We start from the raw sequence: 16,396 nt of genomic DNA, 5'->3' as shown, positions 1-16,396 counted from the left end.
ACGCTTCGTCGAAGTGAATGCTGAGGGGACGTTGTCTATAGGCGGGGATATTAGACTTTAGAGTAAAGCTTAATTAGAGAGACTCAATTTTTTCTTCACTAAATTATTAACTTCGACATGAGAGGATGGTCCAAACCGCTCTTCAGGAACATGGCCCATGGCGCTTCTCTACAATTCCGATGCCGCAAAAATCTTGAACGCACTGGATCTGTCCTTTGCTGTCATCGAGTTTGACGTGGATGGCAACATCCTTAAAGCCAACAAAAACTTCTGTGACCTGATGGGATACTCGTCATCGGAGCTCCGTGGAAAACACCACAGTATTTTCCTGGACGACGATTATGCGCGGTCAGCCGATTACAAGACCTTCTGGAACAAGCTTCGCAGCGGAGACTTCATCTGCAGCGAGTTTACCCGGCTTGCCAAGGATGGGACGGAAATCTTCATTCGCGGCAACTACAATCCGATCAAGAACAGCGCTGGCAAAGTGCTCAAGATCATCAAATTCGCCAACGACATCACGCAGACCAAGATGCATGGCATCGATACGGGCGCGAAGATCGAGGCGATCTCAAGAGCTCAGGCGGTGGTCGAGTTCAAGACGGATGGCACAATCCTCTGTGCAAACCAGAACTTCCTGCAGGCGCTTGGCTACACGGCTTCTGAAGTCGTTGGCAAACACCATAGAATGTTCGTTGATGCCGCTTTTGCGGCGAGCCCGGACTACGCGGAGATGTGGCGGAAACTCAACGCTGGAGAGTTTGTCGCCGGCGAGTTCATGCGGGTGGGCAAAGGCGGGCGCCCCGTCCATATTCAAGCATCCTACAACCCGGTCTTCGATTTCAAAGGGCGGGTCTTCAAGGTCGTCAAGTTCGCGACGGACGTGACAGATCGCGTCGAAAATGTCGAGAGACTGGCCAATTCTCTTACAAGCCTTGCCCATGGCGACCTGTCGCAAACGATCGATACACCGTTTATAGCGGCACTTGACCGGCTGCGCCGTGACTTCAATGCCGCATCCGCCAAGCTGCGAGATGCTATGTCGACCGTGCGCAGCAATGCTGAGACGATTTCTGCCGGTGCGCATCAAGTCCGCATCTCCGCTGACGATCTCGCAAAGCGGACGGAGCAACAGGCAGCATCGGTGGAAGAGACTGCAGCAGCGCTTGAGGAGATTACCACAACGGTGAAGGATTCAAGCCAACGGGCGGAAGACTCCGGCCAACTGGTGGGACGCGCGAAAGCTCATGCAGATCGCTCTGGTGCGATCGTGAACGAGGCCATGCTGGCGATGGACAGGATCAACCAGTCGTCGAACGAGATCTCCAATATCATTGGTGTGATCGACCAGATTGCTTTCCAGACCAATCTGCTTGCATTGAATGCGGGCGTGGAAGCCGCGCGTGCCGGAGAGGCCGGCAAAGGCTTTGCCGTCGTCGCCCAGGAGGTCAGAGAATTGGCGCAACGGTCAGCCTCCGCGGCAAAGGAGATCAAGGCGCTGATCACTGCTTCCGGCGCTCAGGTCGCCAATGGCGTCACGCTGGTTGGCAAAGCTGGCGAAGCGCTGCAGGAGATCGCCGGCAATGTTCAGGACATCAACAAGGATATCGGCGCAATCATCGAGTCAGCGCGCGAGCAGTCCACCGCTCTCAACGATATCAATCGCGCTATCAATCTCGTAGACCAGGGCACGCAGCAGAATGCGGCCATGGTCGAAGAGCAGACGGCAGCCAGCCATGGCCTTGCAGCAGAAGCAAAGGCGCTCTTTGCCTTGCTGGAGCAGTTCCGCTTCGATGACCGTGCGGCGGTCACATCGGCACCGTCCAAACCCGTTCAGGCCAAACCGCCAGTCCAGCGCTCAAGCCCGAAATTCGTCTCGCATGGGAGCGCGGCGGTCAAGGCTGAATGGACGGAATTCTAACATCGTCGTCCTCTGCCTTTTTGCGCTGGTAGGGCTGCCCGGCCCGCATTTACAGCGGATCGTGGAAACCAAGCCGTGGCTTCTTGAGCAATGCTGCCCTTGAAGCCACGGCTTGACTCTGCGCGAGATAGTCCCACCAATCGTCAACAGAGTTTCGATACGGCGGCTCTCCGTTTCACGGCCTGGATGAACGGCGCATTTAAATTTGACTTTAAAAGGAAAGATTTTTATGTGCAAATGCGCTGACCAAAGCGCAAGTCGATAAACAGGACGACCACAGAATATGAACAGCGTGAGCCCCATCGTAGAGGAAACCCAGATCGAGCCCAGCCGCACGAAGCGCCTGAAAGCGGGGACACGTGACGCTCACAGTGCGCTCGACAGCTTCATCATGGCTTCCAAGCCATTCGAAAATCGGGAAAACTTCGGCAAATTCGTGAAAACGCAGTACCTGTTCCACAAAGATCTCGATGCGCTTTTCTTCAATGCGACCCTAGACGGCCTTCTGCCGGACCTGAAAGGACGCCGCCGCATTGAACTCATTGAACAGGACCTGCAGGATCTGTCTCTCGATGTTCCGGAAAAGCAGAGCGATCGTTTCCAGCGGGGCGACGAGAATTTCGATCTGGCGGAAGCAATGGGTTGGCTCTATGTGGTGGAAGGGTCCAATCTCGGCGCCGCATTCCTGCTGAAGGACGCTGCGAAGCTGGGACTGGGAGAAGCGTTCGGCGCACGCCATCTGGCTGGAGCTCCGGAAGGCAGAGGCTTGCACTGGCGCACATTCACCGCAGCTCTCGATGAGATTGAGTTGACTGACGATGAGGAGCGCCGTGTCGTTTCCGGTGCGCAAGACGCTTTCGTCGCAGTTCATAATTACGCTCGTCAGATGATGGCTTGAACGGCTTTATCTCCATAAGACTATCTCCCCGAACTGCTGAAGATGCGAGCAGGTCTGTGTGAATAAAACTCACAGATCCGGCTTGCCGCGCTAGTTGCCTTTGAAGGTGCTCTATCCTACATCAGACGGGCTTTTGAAAAGGAATTGCGCATGGCGAAGATCAAGAACGTTGCGATCCAGATGGATCATGTCTCGGGCATCAACATTGCCGGAGATTCAACATTCGCCATCAGCCTCGAAGCCCAGGCAAGGGGATATCGCCTTTTCCACTACACGCCGGACCGCCTGTCTATGCGGGATGGGAAGATCTATGCCACCGTCGAGCAGATGGAACTGCGTGACATCAATGGCGACCATTACTCGCTATCCGCGCCAGAGCGGGTCGATTTATCGACGATGGATGTGATCCATCTGCGCCAGGATCCTCCCTTCGATATGGCCTATATCACCTCGACGCACCTTTTGGAGCGCATTCACCCCAAGACGCTTGTCGTCAACGACCCCGCCTGGGTGAGAAACTCACCTGAAAAGATTTTCGTCACCGAGTTTGCGGATCTGATGCCCGCGACTTTGATCACCAAGGACGTTGCCGAGATTGCCCGCTTCCGTCAGGAAATGGGCGATATCATCCTCAAGCCTCTCTACGGAAACGGTGGGGCAGGGGTGTTCCACTCCACTCGCGACGACCGCAATTTCTCTTCGCTCCTGGAAATGTTCGGCCAGATGTTCCGCGAGCCCTATATCGCCCAGCAATATCTGCCGGACGTGCGAAAAGGTGATAAACGCATTCTTCTGGTGGATGGTGAGCCGGTTGGCGCGATTAACCGTGTGCCGGCTGAGAACGATGCACGTTCCAACATGCATGCTGGTGGACGTCCCGAGCCGACTGAATTGACCGCGCGCGAAAAAGAAATCTGCGAGCGCATCGGTCCAGCCTTGCGTGAACGCGGCTTCCTTTTTGTCGGCATCGACGTTATCGGCACCTATATGACGGAAATCAACGTCACCTCTCCCACCGGCATTCGCGAAGTCAAGAAATTCGGCGGCGCCGATGTCGCCAGCCTTCTTTGGGATGCGATCGAGCGTAAGCGTGACGCTCAGGATTGACGCTCCAGTTGTAAACGCCTTCTCCCTCAGACCGGCTCATTCGGTCTGAGGACCTGGTTTCGTTTTAGCGCTTCAGTCCCAGAAAGATCAGCAGAAATGCGGCCGCAAGCGGCAACCAGAAGTGCATGAGGCCGATCGTGCTCAAGACTGGAAACTCTTCCTTGCAACCTGTCGGGTTCATGCCGCAGCCGAGCGGAACAAAAAAGAAGAACCACACGAACGTCAGGCAGACGAGCAGCGTCCCCGCGATCAGCAAGATTATCTTCACCTCACTCTCCTCCCTGCCTGCCTCGTCCGGCAACTGTCAAGTCCCACGCCTGATGTGCTAAAGCCTTGATAGGCATCATGCAATCACACCAATTTGCCATCGATTGATCGCACCGGTTACGGCAGGCTCAACCAATGCAGGCACGGCTCAAAACGTCGTTGCGCCTACATCCAGAGCTTCCGGATGCAGGCGCAAGTATTGGTGTTTCTTAAGGCGACGGCTTTGAGGCTGGAGTAACCCTCGAAAATCAACGACGGCTCAAGTGTTTGCCGATCAGACGACTTGTCGGAACTCGTCGTCTGCGCCGTCCGGTCCACCCATCGACATGTCGAGTGCGAAGCCATTTGCGCGGGCCTGCTGGGCGTGGACGGAGTGGGTCGGGGCTGCGCGGCGAACGGGAGCAGCAGGCTTTGCAGCAGGACGGTGGGAGACCGACGGAGCGGCGGGGCGAGCCTGTGCCGTGCGGCCATTCGTGGTGGCACGCTCGACCTTGAAGAAGGCGATGCTGGCCTGTAGCTCTTCGGCCTGTGCTGCGAGTTCTTCGGAGGTCGCAGACATTTCTTCGGAAGCGCCGGAGTTCTGCTGTGTCACCTTGTCGAGCTGCTGGATCGCTTCATTGATCTGGCTGGCACCGATATCCTGCTCGCGGCATGCGGCAGAGATTTCCGCCACCAGTTCCGCCGTCTTGCGGATATCCGGAACCAGACGGTTCAACATATCGCCCGCTTCGGTCGCGACCTGAACGGTTTCGCCGGAGAGCGAGGAGATTTCGGCTGCTGCTGCCTGGCTGCGTTCTGCAAGCTTGCGGACTTCCGAGGCAACCACCGCAAAGCCCTTGCCATGCTCACCGGCACGTGCGGCTTCAACAGCGGCATTGAGTGCGAGAAGATCGGTCTGACGCGCGATCTCCTGAACGATAGAGATTTTCTGTGCGATGGTGCGCATGGCAACGACGGCACGACCGACAGCTTCACCACTGGCTTCGGCGTCCTTCGACGACTGGCGAGCGATCTTCTCGGTCTGGGCAGCGTTGTCGGCGTTCTGCTTGATGTTGGCCGCCATCTCTTCCATGGAAGCGGAGGCTTCTTCGGCAGAGGATGCCTGTTCAGTCGCGCCTTGAGATAACTGCTCGGAAGACGAGGACAGTTCCTGGCTGCCGGAGGAGACGTTGTCAGCGGCAGCCAATGCATCGGCCACCACCCCACGCAAACGCTCCACCATCGATTGAAGCGCAATGCCGAGCGTATCGCGCTCCGACAGAGGTTGTGGCGTGACGGTCAGATCGCCGTTTGAAATCTTGTCTGCCACGCTTGCAGTTTCGCGCAGATTGGTCACCATATTCAGCATCGCGATGCCGAGCACGTCTTTTTCAGAAAGAGGCTTCACATCCTTGGACAGATCACCAGCGGCAATCGTACCCGCGACATCGGCTGTCGCACGCAGGTTACCCGTCATGACATTGACGCGATCCACGAGATCCTTGATCTCGTCGTTGCTTTTGATCACCACGTCCTGCTCAAGGTTTCCAACCGAAATGGCGTCTGCCACGACCATGATCTTGCGCAGGCCGGAACTGATACCGATTGCAATCCAGAATGCGGTTGCGGCTGCAATGACGATCGCGGCGCTCGAAAAACAAATCAGCATCAGGCGGGTTTGATCGTAATCTTCGGCGGCTGCTTCCTTTGACTGCTGTAGCCGCGCCCGGTTCATCTGCACACCTTCGTCCAGCTTTTTCGTTAGCGCATTGGCGGCGTCGCGCCCTTCACCGGCGGAGTAGGCTTCCGCGGCGGGACCATTTCCCTGGTCCACCAGTGCGCGTACGCGATCGTCGCTGGCATTAAAAGCGGTGTTGATTGCCTGAAGCTCGGTCCAATAAGGGCGTGTCTCAGCGCTCGCTGTGGACAGCATCTCGTTCAACAGGTCCGTTAGATGCGCCCTGCTTTCATCGCCAAGCTTCTTGTGCGTGTCGACCTCTGACGGTGAGTTTGCGAGGATGAGGTTTTTCTGCGCGCGCACTGTTACCAATGAGAGCGCATTCATTTGATGGACCTTGTCGAGGCGGGGCACGGTACCTTCCACAACCTCGTTCATGGCATCCTTTGCCACGCCAAGACTGTAGATACCGTATGCGGCGGTACCCGCCAGCATCATAATGAGAAGGGCGAATGTCAGCGCCAGTTTTGCTTTGATAGTGAACCGCATATCGGAGTTCCTTGGAGGCTTTATGAGGTGACACGGGCGATCCTTCGCCGCCGGCGAGCATGTTGATGCTCTGCCGCGGTGTAGGGCGGTCGTTGTTCTGTGGCCGAAGTGTTCGCGTACTGACGCTTCGGATGTTTCGGGTTGATGTGCCGGAGACGACTGCCTTTGCGCAAACGTAGGCGGCGGCGGACATTGCTCTAGGAAGACGAGCTCAGTGCGATTGACCAGAGGTCATTGCGGGGCGTTGAGGTGATTTCGCCAACCGAGTTGAACTGCATCTGTTTCTCATGAGAAGGAGGCATGGATAGCTCGCCGCACAATGCTCTCACGGTGGTGGAACAAAGGCGGATCAACGACATCTTTGGACAATTCCGGCTTGCGTCATGTAACCGGGAAGGAAGTGGATGGTGAGGATGCTGCAACCGCATTCATCACCTGTATGGACGGTATTATAGTAAGGTTAAGAACCTATTACATTCTATAATAGTTTTGCGCATGTTACTCTAACCTTCGCATGCGAGCCAAGGATAGTAGATTTGGACGAGCCGCGATTAGCAAGCAACCTTGAAGAAAACGCAGTTCGATCAGCGCCCCGCTGCCTCCTTGCCGCTAGCAATTCTAGCGGCGCATCAATGACTATCGCGCGCTTGCCTCCGGCTGGGAACTTCAACCCTTGCCGGAGAGAGCGTACTCACGGCGTCTGCGCGCCGGTGGTAGCAAGATAGACCGAGTAGAGCGACTTGGTCGCGGTGATGAACAGGCGGTTCTTCTTCGGGCCGCCAAAGGTCAGGTTGGCCACCGTCTGTGGCACCTTGATCTTCCCGAGAAGCGTGCCTTCCGGCGAAAAGCAATGAACGCCGTCGCCCGCGCTGGTCCAAAGGTTGCCGGCCGTGTCAAGGCGGAAGCCGTCGGGCAGGCCACTATCCAGGTTGCAGAACTCTCGGCCATTCGTCAGCGTCTTTCCATCGACCACGTCAAAGACCCTGATGTGGCGCGGGCGTGAGACATCGTGGCTGTAGGAGCTGTCGGCAACATAGAGCTTCGTTTCGTCGGGGGAAAACGCCAGCCCGTTCGGCTGCACGAAGTCGTCGACGGCGATCTCGACCTGGCCTGAGACAGGATCGATCCTGTAGACGTTGCGGGTCTTCTGTTCCGGCTCGGATTTATAGCCTTCATAGTCGGAGAGAATGCCGTAGGTCGGGTCGGTGAACCAGATGCTACCATCGGATTTGACGACGACATCGTTGGGCGAGTTCAACCGCTTGCCATTATAGCTGTCCGCCAGCACCGTGATCGAGCCGTCGATTTCGGTTCGCGTCACGCGACGACCGCCATGCTCGCAAGAGATCAAGCGGCCCTGACGGTCGCGCGTGTTGCCATTGGCGAAGTTGGACGGCTGGCGGAAAACGGAAACGCCGCCATCCGGCACCCAGCGAAGAATGCGCTGGTTGGGAATGTCGCTGAAAAGCAGGCAGTTGAGATCCGCAAACCAGACAGGGCCTTCACTCCAGCGGCAGCCGGAATAGAGTTCTTCCAGTTCGGCGTTGCCGACGATCAGATGGCGGAAGCGGTCGTCGCGAATGTCATAAACAGAGCTTTGATCTTTGGTCATGGGCATCAATCGGCTTGAAAGTGTTGCGTTGGTTTAGCGGGTGGCCTTGGGGCCGCTCGCCAGAAAAATCACGGAAATGATAATGAGACCAGTGAGGATAAGGCGCGCACCGGCGCCGAAGCCGTAGGTGTTCAGCATCGAAACCACAAGGAACATGAAGAGCGATGCGCCCCAGATGCCAGGCACGTTGGAATCACCACCAGCGACCGCTGTGCCGCCGATCACCACGACGGCAATCGACATCAGGAGATATTCCGACCCCATATTGAGCGCCGCACCGCCCGAAAAGCTTGCCAGAAGATATCCGGCGATCGCTGCCAGAACGGAGCAGACAACATAGGTTATGAAGCGCGCACCATCGACGGGAATTCCGGTCATGCGGGCCGCAAACGTGCTTTGACCGATGGCCGAAATCCAGCGCCCGTAGAAGGACCGGTCAAGCAGCACCCAGGCGATGACGGAGAGAAAAAGTGCAACGAGCGCGACATTCGGTATGTTGAACGTGCTGGAGATGGCGAAGTTGGCCAGTGTTTCAGGTGGCCTGATACGCAGCCCGCGATTGGACCAGATCGCAATCGACTGGACGATGAAGCTCATCGACAGCGTCGCGATGATTGGCGGGATACGCAGGAGCTTGATCAGCGCGTAGTTGCCGATGCCGATCGCAATTCCGATCAGGATGGCGACGAGAAGGCCCGGCAGGATGAGATGGTCCGAGACGTCCATGAACTTCAGCGCCAGCGTGCCGGAGAGCGTCATTGTGGCCGGAACGCAGAGATCGATATTGCCTGGCCCCAGCGTGATGACGAACATCTGGCCGATGCCGACGATGACCGAGAAGGCCGCGAATGTCAGCGCCGCGTGGGAAAGCCCGAACGAGCTTGCGCCTCCGGTGAACATCACGGTAATGACCCAGACCGCAACCGTCGCGGCAAAGGACCAGATCCACGGTTTTCTAGTGAAAGCAGCGAGGCGGCTCATTGGTTTTTCTCCCGCTTTTCAAGACGGTTGAGCAGAATGCGCAAGGCAAGCACGATGATGAGGATCGCGCCCTGCGCGCCGATTTGCCAGTCCGGCGAAATGCGCATGAAGGACAGGAAAGAACCCGCGAGCGTCAGCGTCAAAGCGCCGATCACCGCGCCGATCGGGGAAACACGCCCGCCGACGAATTCACCGCCGCCAAGGATGACGCCGGCTATCGATAGAAGCGTGTAGCGCAAGGCGATATTGGCATCGGCTGACGTTGTCAGTCCGACGAGTGCGATGCCGGAGAGCACGGCGAAGAAACCTGCCAGTGCAAAGGTTGCGGCGCGAATGCCGACCACCGACCAACCCGACCGCTCGACCGAGCGCAGATTGCCGCCGACGCCGCGCATCAGAACGCCGAAAGAAGAGCGCATGACGATGTAGTGAGCGACAACCGCAATCACGACACTGGCAATGATGGCAATCGGGACGAATGGCGGCTTTGCCGTCATCAAGGCACGCACGAAGGCAGGCGCCTGTCCGCCCGGTGAGGGCAGGATCAGAACCGCGAGACCACCCCAGACGAAGCTCATGCCGAGCGTCACGACGATGGAGGGCAGGGCACGCAGGTGAATGACGGCGCCGAGCACCGCATAGACGGCGATGGCGGCGGCAAAAATACCGATGCCGAGAACTGGGGAATTCTGCAGAAACGTTGCGGTCACGCAGGCGCAGAAACTGACGAAGGTGCCCATCGACAGATCAAGATCGTTGACGGACATGATCAGCATTTGGGCGATGGTCGCAAGCGCGATCGGCACTGCCAGATTGAACAGCAGGTTCATGCCCGTGTAGCTCATGGCCCGCGGCTGCATATAGAAGACCGCAATCAGCAGGAAGGCGAGTGACGCGGCGGGAATGACAAGGCGAAGTGCGTTGGCGGAGATCTTCACGCGTGGGCCTCCCCTGAAAAGGATGCAGCCAGCACATTCTGCTCGGTGATGTTTTCGCCGATGAGTTCTGCCTGGATGGTGCCATCGCGGAAAACATAGACGCGATCACACAAGCGAATTTCGTCCATTTCCGTCGAGTACCAGATGAAGGTCCGGCCGTGCGCGGCTTCCGTTCTCAAGATGTCGTAGACCTCCTGTTTCGTGCCGATATCGACGCCGCGCATCGGGTCGTCCATCAGCACGGTGCTGGCGGTTGTCGCCAGCGCGCGGGCAAAGAGTACCTTCTGCTGGTTGCCGCCAGACAGCGAGAGAATCTTGTTGCCCATATCGGGTGTGCGAATTTCGATCCGCTTCTTCCACTCCGCGCCAAGGTCGCCCTCGCGCGATTTGTTCACCAGTCCGCCGGACGAGATATCTCGAAGCGATGCGATCGACAGATTTTTGAGAATGCTCCAGAGCGAGAAGGTGCCATTCAGGCTTCTGTCTCCGGCGACGAAGGCTAGGTCTGCCTTGCGGCTTGGTAGCCAACTGCTGTTCTTCGCGAGATAAAGATCGAGCAGCGCTTCGGTCTGTCCGTGGCCACCGAGTCCGGCCAGACCGATGATTTCGCCACGATAGGCTTCAAATGCAATCTCGGAGCCGCGACGCGGCGCCATGGAGAGAACTTTCTCGTTGGAGCGAAGACGGGCGATCTTCTGCCTGTCCTGATCCTTAACCACACTGCCCATGGCTTCGACCAGCGTGCGTGTCGTGAATTCGCTGGCGACCCGGTTGGCCACGACGCGGCCGTCCTTCATCACGACGATACGGGTTGCGGTCGACAGGATTTCCCCGAGAATATGCGAGATCAACAGGACCGAGCCGCCTTCGCGCACGAAACGGCGCACATAGGCCATGAGTTGCTCCGCGATGCCTGCATCGAGCGAAGAGGTCGGTTCGTCGAGGATAACGAGCCTTGGTGCGTCCGGCGTGCGGCAAAAGTTGATCGCGATTTCCACCATCTGGCGTTCGGCGATCGATAGATCGGAAATCGTCGCTTCGCAATCGATGCCGTGGCCGGGAAAAATCTCGTCGATGGTCTGGCGTATCGCGGAAAGCGCGCGGCCGCGCCAGTTGTGGCCGCTCATGCCGGGATGCATGATCCGGACATTCTCGCTGATCGTCAGGTTTGGGCAGAGGGATAGTTCCTGGAATACGCAGCGAACACCGCCGGCGCGTGCTGCCGAAATGCCCTGCCGACCCGGTGCTCCGCCATAGGAAATCGTGCCCTCATGCGGCGTCAGGCCACCATTGATGACATTGACGATGGTGGATTTGCCGGCGCCATTATGGCCGACAAGGCCAAGGCATTCGCCTGCGCGGATGATGAGATCGGCGCCATCCAGCGCCTTGACGGCGCCGAAGACCACCTTGACGCCGCGGGCGGCGACGACTTCTTGCGTCTCGATGATGGTATTCATGAGCAAAACGCCAATGATCTGAAATGGTGAATGAAGGGGATGGCCGCTGCGGCGACGATTGAGCCGCAGCGGATAGGAGGCAATGCTTGGCCTTACTTGGCCGTGATCACCTTCTGCGCATCAGCCTGGGAGTAATCCACATTGGCAACGCCACCCTTCTGGGTGTTCTTCAGGTTCTCCTCGAGATTGTCCTGATCGATGCGGAGGAAGGGAACGGTGAGGTCCTTCTTCACGTCCTTGCCGTCGAGAATCTGCTGGGCAACCCAGAAGGCGAGCGTCGAGACGCCGGGCGAAATCGAAACCGACATGGCCTTGTAGCCGCTGGCATCCTTCTGCTGCTTCCACCATTGCAGCTCATCTTCACGGTTGCCCATGATGATGGTGGGTGTCGGGCGCTTGGCAGCAGCAAAAGCCTGGGCAGCACCGTAACCATCACCGCCCTGGGTCACCACAGCCGCAACTTCCGGCAGGCTCGGCAGAATGCCGGCGACGGCGCGCTGCGCAACGTCCTGCGCCCAGTCGCCATTGACGGAACCGACGATCTTGAACTGCGGGTTCTTGGCAACGCCTGCGGCAATACCCGCATGGATTTCGTCATCGACGGAGACGCCCGCGAGACCGCGGATTTCAAGCAGGTTTCCGCCCTTCGGCATGGCCTTTGCGAGGTAGTCTATCTGGCTTTCGCCCATTGCCTTGAAGTCGACGGCGATGCGCCACGCACACGGTTCCGTGACGATACCATCGAAAGACACGACGATGATGCCAGCATCACAGGCTTCCTTCACCGCACCGTTCAGTGCAGTCGGAGAGGCGGCGTTGATGACGATCGCATCGTAGCCCTGGAGAATGAGGTTCTGAATCTGCGCGGCCTGTTCCGTTGCCTGGTTTTCGGCAGTGGTAAAGGCGTCAGCAGCTGCGACTTGCTTGTCGGCAACCGCCTGCTTGGTGATCTTGTCCCAGCTTGTCAGCATCGCCTGACGCCAGGAGTTACCGGCATAATTGTTGGAGAGCGCGATTTTCTTCGCCGAGGTATCGGCGTGCGCGGTGATCGGCATCGCGGCGCATAGCACCGCTGCCGATGCGAGAAGCATCTTTCTAAAAGCCATTGATTTTCCTCCCTGTGGCTTGCTCTTTCGGAGCATGGAAACTGTTTCGCCGCAAACCTTCCCCACGGCGGAAACGCAATTCCGTTGCACTGGAGCTCCTTTCCCCAGTAAGAACCAAAATGAACAAGAAGGGCTGGCTTGTATAGGCGCATCACGGCAATCTTCGTGCGGATTTACGCATAAAGCTTGCGGGTTCCCGCAAGACGAAGAGCGTTGCCGGGCGCAGAATACTGGGTAGGCGCTTTCGACAGGTCGCCGCCCGTCAGGGAAGATGCTTGGGAGGGCATCGGCACATGCTGGATAAACCAAGTAGCACGCTGTTTCATCACTATATGGGCATCTCGCGTCTGCTTGCCGGGCAGCTCGAGTTCAACGCCATCATTCAGGCGGTGGCAACCGAAATCAGCCATATCATTCCGCATGACCATATGGATGTCTGCATCAAGCAACTCGATGATAAATATCACATTGCTTACGAAAGCGGCCTTGCCAGCGCCTGGAGCCGCCAGCCGCCCGCGCTTTTGACAGGCAGCCCCATCCGCTCGGTCCTGTCAGGAGAGGTCGATTATCTCCTGAGCGGAGACGCTTGCGCCGATCCGCGCTTTCATTTCGATGGTGCGTTCTCCAGCCCGATCCACGAGCTCGATTTGCACAGCCGTCTGCACGTGCCGATGAAGGTGCATGGCGATATCATCGGCGCCCTCAGCTGTTCCTGTCATCAGTCCAATGCCTACACGATGGACGATGTCACCAATGCACGGGCCGTTGCCGATCTTTTGGCCCCTTATTTTTATGCGATCCGCGCGGCCGAGCAAGCCAAGCGCTCGGCCATCGAAGAGGCTGAGGCCAATGCCCGCGAAGAGGGTTTGCGCTTGGGCGCGCTGCAACTGACCGAGGCCCTGGAGGCAGAGCGTCAGCGGATCGGCATGGATTTGCATGATCAGACGCTGGCGGATTTGACGCGGCTTGTTCGTCGCATCGAGCGCATGAGCCGTTCAACGGAAGTTTCGGGAGAAATGCTTGAGCCGGTCATGAGAAGCCTGCAGCAATGCATGCAGGACCTCCGAGGCATCATCGAAGAGGCGAAACCCTCCATTCTTCAGCTTTTTGGTCTGGTACAGGCAATCGAAACCTATCTCGACCGCTCGGTCCGCGACAGTGGACTCGCCATCGACTGGTCCGTCTCCGATATGACGACCGGCGTTGTCGATGCGCTTGATAAGTCGGTAGCGGTCTCGCTGCTTCGTATCGTGCAGGAAGCCGTCAACAATGCCATCCGCCACGCGCAGCCAACGATGATCGACGTCGTGCTATCGGAGGCTCACGGCGAACTTCTGGTCATGGTGTCTGATGATGGTTGCGGTTGCGGCGAGGAGACATCCGGCGGGGGCCTCGGCATCGGCAATATGAAGACGCGCGCAAGGCTGATCTCCGCCCGATTTCATCTCGGTCCCAATCCGCAAGGTGCTGGCACCTGCATCACCCTGACCTTACCGACCGGGCTCGGCGACAAGCCGGAGGAGGCGTGACATGGATGTTTTGATCATCGAAGACGACGTTCTACATCGCGCCTATCTCAATGAAGCGGTGAGAGCGGCTCTGCCGGAATGCGGCACGGTGCTGGAGGCGGAGAATGGTCGTGCGGGCGAAAAGCTGGCACGGGAAAATCGCGCTGCTCACATCGTCATGGACCTGCAGATGAATGAGCGAAACGGCATCGAGGCGGCCCGCACCATCTGGAAGGAAAGGCCGGATACCCGCATTCTCTTCTGGTCCAATTATTCGGATGAGGCCTATGTGCGTGGCGTCTCCCGCATCGTGCCGGAAGGCGCCGCCTATGGTTACGTGCTGAAATCCGCTTCAGACGACCGCCTGAGGCTGGCCTTGCGCAGCATCTTTATCGAGGCGCAATGCGTGATCGACCGCGAAGTTCGGGGCCTACAGGAAAAGAGCCTCGGAAAGGCGCATGGGTTCTCCGACACGGAATATGAAATTCTGATCGATATGGCGCTGGGGTTGACGGACAAGGCCATTGCGCGGCGTCGGAACCTCTCGCTGCGCAGTGTGCAGAACCGCTTGCAGAGCCTTTATGAGAAGCTGAACGTGCATCAGTCGACGGGCGAAGGACGATGCGGAAGGGCGATATAATCTGCGCACCCGCGCCATCACCATCGCCTATCTTCGCAAGCTGCTGAACTACAGTGCCTTGGAAAAGGCCGAGCGTGAACTCGCCGAATGGCATGGCGGAAAATGAAACAGGCCCGGTTTGATCCGGGCCTGCGGATTGCCAATCGATAAGATCAGTTCATCTGGCTGACGAAGCGGGTTTCGAGATAGGCTTCGACTGCTTCCGAACCGCCTTCCGTGCCGTAACCGGAATCCTTGACGCCGCCGAAAGGCACTTCCGGAATGGCAAGGCCATTGTGGTTGATCGTCAGCATGCCGGCTTCGACCCGCTGGCCGAGCGCATGGGCCGTCTTCACCGAGCCGGTAAAGGCATAGGAAGCGAGGCCGAAGGGAAGACGGTTTGCTTCTTCGATCGCATCTTCCATGGTGGAGAAACGATTGACGATCGCCACTGGTCCGAAGGGCTCTTCGTTCATGATCTTGGCGCTTGTCGGTACGTCGGTCAGAACCGTCGGCTCGAAGAAGTTGCCCTTGTTGCCAATACGCTTGCCGCCGGTTTTCAGCGTTGCGCCGTGAGACACCGCGTCCTGGATCAGGGCTTCCATCGCCGGAATGCGGCGTTCGTTGGCCAGAGGTCCCATGCCGGTGTCGGCATCCAGACCGTTGCCGATCTTCAGACCCTCGGCATATTTCACGATACCATCGACGAATTTGTCGGCGACGCTGTCCTGAATGAGGAAGCGTGTCGGTGCGACGCAGACCTGCCCGGCGTTGCGGAACTTTGCCGCAGCCGAGACTTCGATCGCCTTGTCGAGATCGGCATCCTCGAACACCAGCACAGGCGCGTGGCCGCCGAGTTCCATCGTGGCGCGCTTCATGTGCTTACCCGCGAGCGCTGCAAGATGCTTGCCGACAGGGGTAGAGCCAGTGAAGGAGATCTTGCGGATGACCGGATGTGGAATGAGATATTCCGAAATCTCGGCTGGAACGCCATAGACAAGATTGACGACGCCAGCCGGCACACCTGCATCGGCGAAGGCACGAATAAGTTCTGCGGGCGAGGCCGGTGTTTCTTCCGGTGCCTTCACGATGATCGAACAGCCGGTTGCGACTGCAGCCGAAAGCTTGCGCACCACTTGGTTGATCGGGAAGTTCCAGGGTGTGAAGGCCGCGACGGGGCCGACGGGGAACTTGATGGCCAGGTTGGAGACACCGCCAAAGCGAGCCGGGATGACTTGGCCATAGGTGCGGCGAGCTTCTTCGGCAAACCAGTCGATGGTGTCGGCGCCGTTGTTGATTTCGGCCTTGGACTGCGCGATCGGCTTGCCCTGTTCGCGGGTCATCAGCCAGGCGATGTAATCGATACGCTCACGCAGAAGATCGGCAGCCTTGCGCATGATTTTGGAGCGCTCGAAGGCGGATGTGTCGCGCCAGACCTTGAAGCCCTTGTCGGCGGCGGAAAGTGCGAGATCCAGATCTTCCTTTTCCGCATGGGCGATTGAGCCAATGATCTCATCGGTCGCGGGGTCGGAAACGGCGATTGTTTTGCCCGAGAGCGCGGCGCGCCACTCGCCATTGATGAAGAGTTTAACGTCGGGATAGCTGTGCATGTAAAGACCTTCGCGATTTTACCGACCGGCAGGGCGCCGGTGCATTTTGTTCAATCAGCAAATCGATTGCCGCATGGGCGGAATGGGATGTCCTCGGCAAAACCGAAGACGGCGGTGCGCCTCTTATATTATTTCGCATGCTCCCAGTTTCAACCGGTAACTT

Annotated in this window: 12 protein-coding genes and 1 pseudogene; 5 read left to right on the top strand and 8 right to left on the bottom strand. The window is 57.9% G+C overall.

Translation table 11 applies throughout. The features are described from left to right. Positions 1–157 precede the first annotated feature (157 nt). The 3 genes from QE408_RS04950 (at position 158) to gshB (ending at position 3,926) form a co-directional block, all read left to right on the top strand. Positions 158–1,921, top strand: coding sequence for a methyl-accepting chemotaxis protein (locus tag QE408_RS04950; protein ID WP_306929010.1), 1,764 nt, complete (start codon positions 158–160; stop codon positions 1,919–1,921). A gap of 283 nt (positions 1,922–2,204) precedes the next feature. Beyond that, complete coding sequence (locus tag QE408_RS04945; RefSeq protein WP_373465488.1) at positions 2,205–2,819, top strand: biliverdin-producing heme oxygenase; 615 nt, start codon at positions 2,205–2,207, stop codon at positions 2,817–2,819. 150 nt (positions 2,820–2,969) lie between these two features. Next, positions 2,970–3,926 (top strand): glutathione synthase, encoded by a 957-nt coding sequence (gshB, locus tag QE408_RS04940; RefSeq protein WP_306929007.1) that lies wholly within the window; start codon positions 2,970–2,972, stop codon positions 3,924–3,926. A 64-nt stretch (positions 3,927–3,990) separates the two neighbouring features. Here the strand turns inward: gshB and QE408_RS04935 are convergent, their stop codons facing one another. The 7 genes from QE408_RS04935 to QE408_RS04905 form a co-directional block, all read right to left on the bottom strand. Then, positions 3,991–4,194, bottom strand: a complete 204-nt coding sequence (locus QE408_RS04935; protein WP_306929005.1) for a hypothetical protein — start codon at positions 4,192–4,194, stop codon at positions 3,991–3,993. 273 nt (positions 4,195–4,467) lie between these two features. Next, a complete protein-coding gene (locus tag QE408_RS04930) occupies positions 4,468–6,399 on the bottom strand; it encodes a HAMP domain-containing methyl-accepting chemotaxis protein (protein WP_306929003.1) in 1,932 nt (643 codons plus the stop codon). 691 nt (positions 6,400–7,090) lie between these two features. Next, entirely contained in the window at positions 7,091–8,011 is a 921-nt protein-coding gene (locus QE408_RS04925) for an SMP-30/gluconolactonase/LRE family protein (RefSeq protein ID WP_306929001.1), read from the bottom strand. 33 nt (positions 8,012–8,044) lie between these two features. Continuing rightward, positions 8,045–8,992: an ABC transporter permease gene (locus tag QE408_RS04920; RefSeq protein ID WP_306928999.1), complete on the bottom strand. Its 948-nt coding sequence runs from the start codon at positions 8,990–8,992 to the stop codon at positions 8,045–8,047. Beyond that, a complete protein-coding gene (locus tag QE408_RS04915; RefSeq protein WP_306928997.1) occupies positions 8,989–9,930 on the bottom strand; it encodes an ABC transporter permease in 942 nt (313 codons plus the stop codon). Before QE408_RS04915 ends, QE408_RS04920 begins: the two co-directional genes overlap by 4 nt. Next, positions 9,927–11,390: an ATP-binding cassette domain-containing protein gene (locus QE408_RS04910; RefSeq protein ID WP_306928995.1), complete on the bottom strand. Its 1,464-nt coding sequence runs from the start codon at positions 11,388–11,390 to the stop codon at positions 9,927–9,929. The genes QE408_RS04915 and QE408_RS04910 overlap by 4 nt, the downstream gene beginning before the upstream one ends. 92 nt (positions 11,391–11,482) lie before the next feature. Beyond that, positions 11,483–12,496 carry an ABC transporter substrate-binding protein gene (locus QE408_RS04905; protein WP_306928993.1) on the bottom strand — a complete coding sequence of 338 codons (1,014 nt, stop codon included), beginning with the start codon at positions 12,494–12,496 and terminating at the stop codon, positions 11,483–11,485. Positions 12,497–12,789: 293 nt separating this feature from the next. Between QE408_RS04905 and QE408_RS04900 the strand changes: the two genes are divergently transcribed. Together QE408_RS04900 and QE408_RS04895 are read left to right on the top strand one after the other, a co-directional pair. After that, positions 12,790–14,025 carry a GAF domain-containing sensor histidine kinase gene (locus tag QE408_RS04900; protein WP_306928992.1) on the top strand — a complete coding sequence of 412 codons (1,236 nt, stop codon included), beginning with the start codon at positions 12,790–12,792 and terminating at the stop codon, positions 14,023–14,025. A gap of 1 nt (position 14,026) precedes the next feature. Further along, positions 14,027–14,750, top strand: a pseudogene (locus QE408_RS04895) (response regulator). A gap of 46 nt (positions 14,751–14,796) precedes the next feature. Here the strand turns inward: QE408_RS04895 and QE408_RS04890 are convergent. Continuing rightward, entirely contained in the window at positions 14,797–16,233 is a 1,437-nt protein-coding gene (locus QE408_RS04890; RefSeq protein WP_306928990.1) for an NAD-dependent succinate-semialdehyde dehydrogenase, read from the bottom strand. Positions 16,234–16,396 lie beyond the last annotated feature (163 nt).

This window comes from Agrobacterium larrymoorei, from assembly GCF_030819275.1.
GTDB classification, from domain to species: Bacteria; Pseudomonadota; Alphaproteobacteria; order Rhizobiales; family Rhizobiaceae; genus Agrobacterium; species Agrobacterium larrymoorei_B.
The sequence above is the reverse complement of the archived record's forward strand: the minus strand, read 5'-3'. Positions and strand labels throughout refer to the sequence as shown.

Coding starts and splice junctions, on each gene's coding strand:
- QE408_RS04950 (WP_306929010.1), top strand. CDS start 158: ATGGCGCTTCTCTACAATTCCGATGCCGCAAAAATCTTGAACGCACTG.
- QE408_RS04945 (WP_373465488.1), top strand. CDS start 2,205: ATGAACAGCGTGAGCCCCATCGTAGAGGAAACCCAGATCGAGCCCAGC.
- gshB (WP_306929007.1), top strand. CDS start 2,970: ATGGCGAAGATCAAGAACGTTGCGATCCAGATGGATCATGTCTCGGGC.
- QE408_RS04930 (WP_306929003.1), bottom strand. CDS start 6,399: ATGCGGTTCACTATCAAAGCAAAACTGGCGCTGACATTCGCCCTTCTC.
- QE408_RS04925 (WP_306929001.1), bottom strand. CDS start 8,011: ATGACCAAAGATCAAAGCTCTGTTTATGACATTCGCGACGACCGCTTC.
- QE408_RS04920 (WP_306928999.1), bottom strand. CDS start 8,992: ATGAGCCGCCTCGCTGCTTTCACTAGAAAACCGTGGATCTGGTCCTTT.
- QE408_RS04910 (WP_306928995.1), bottom strand. CDS start 11,390: ATGAATACCATCATCGAGACGCAAGAAGTCGTCGCCGCCCGCGGCGTC.
- QE408_RS04905 (WP_306928993.1), bottom strand. CDS start 12,496: ATGGCTTTTAGAAAGATGCTTCTCGCATCGGCAGCGGTGCTATGCGCC.
- QE408_RS04900 (WP_306928992.1), top strand. CDS start 12,790: ATGCTGGATAAACCAAGTAGCACGCTGTTTCATCACTATATGGGCATC.
- QE408_RS04890 (WP_306928990.1), bottom strand. CDS start 16,233: ATGCACAGCTATCCCGACGTTAAACTCTTCATCAATGGCGAGTGGCGC.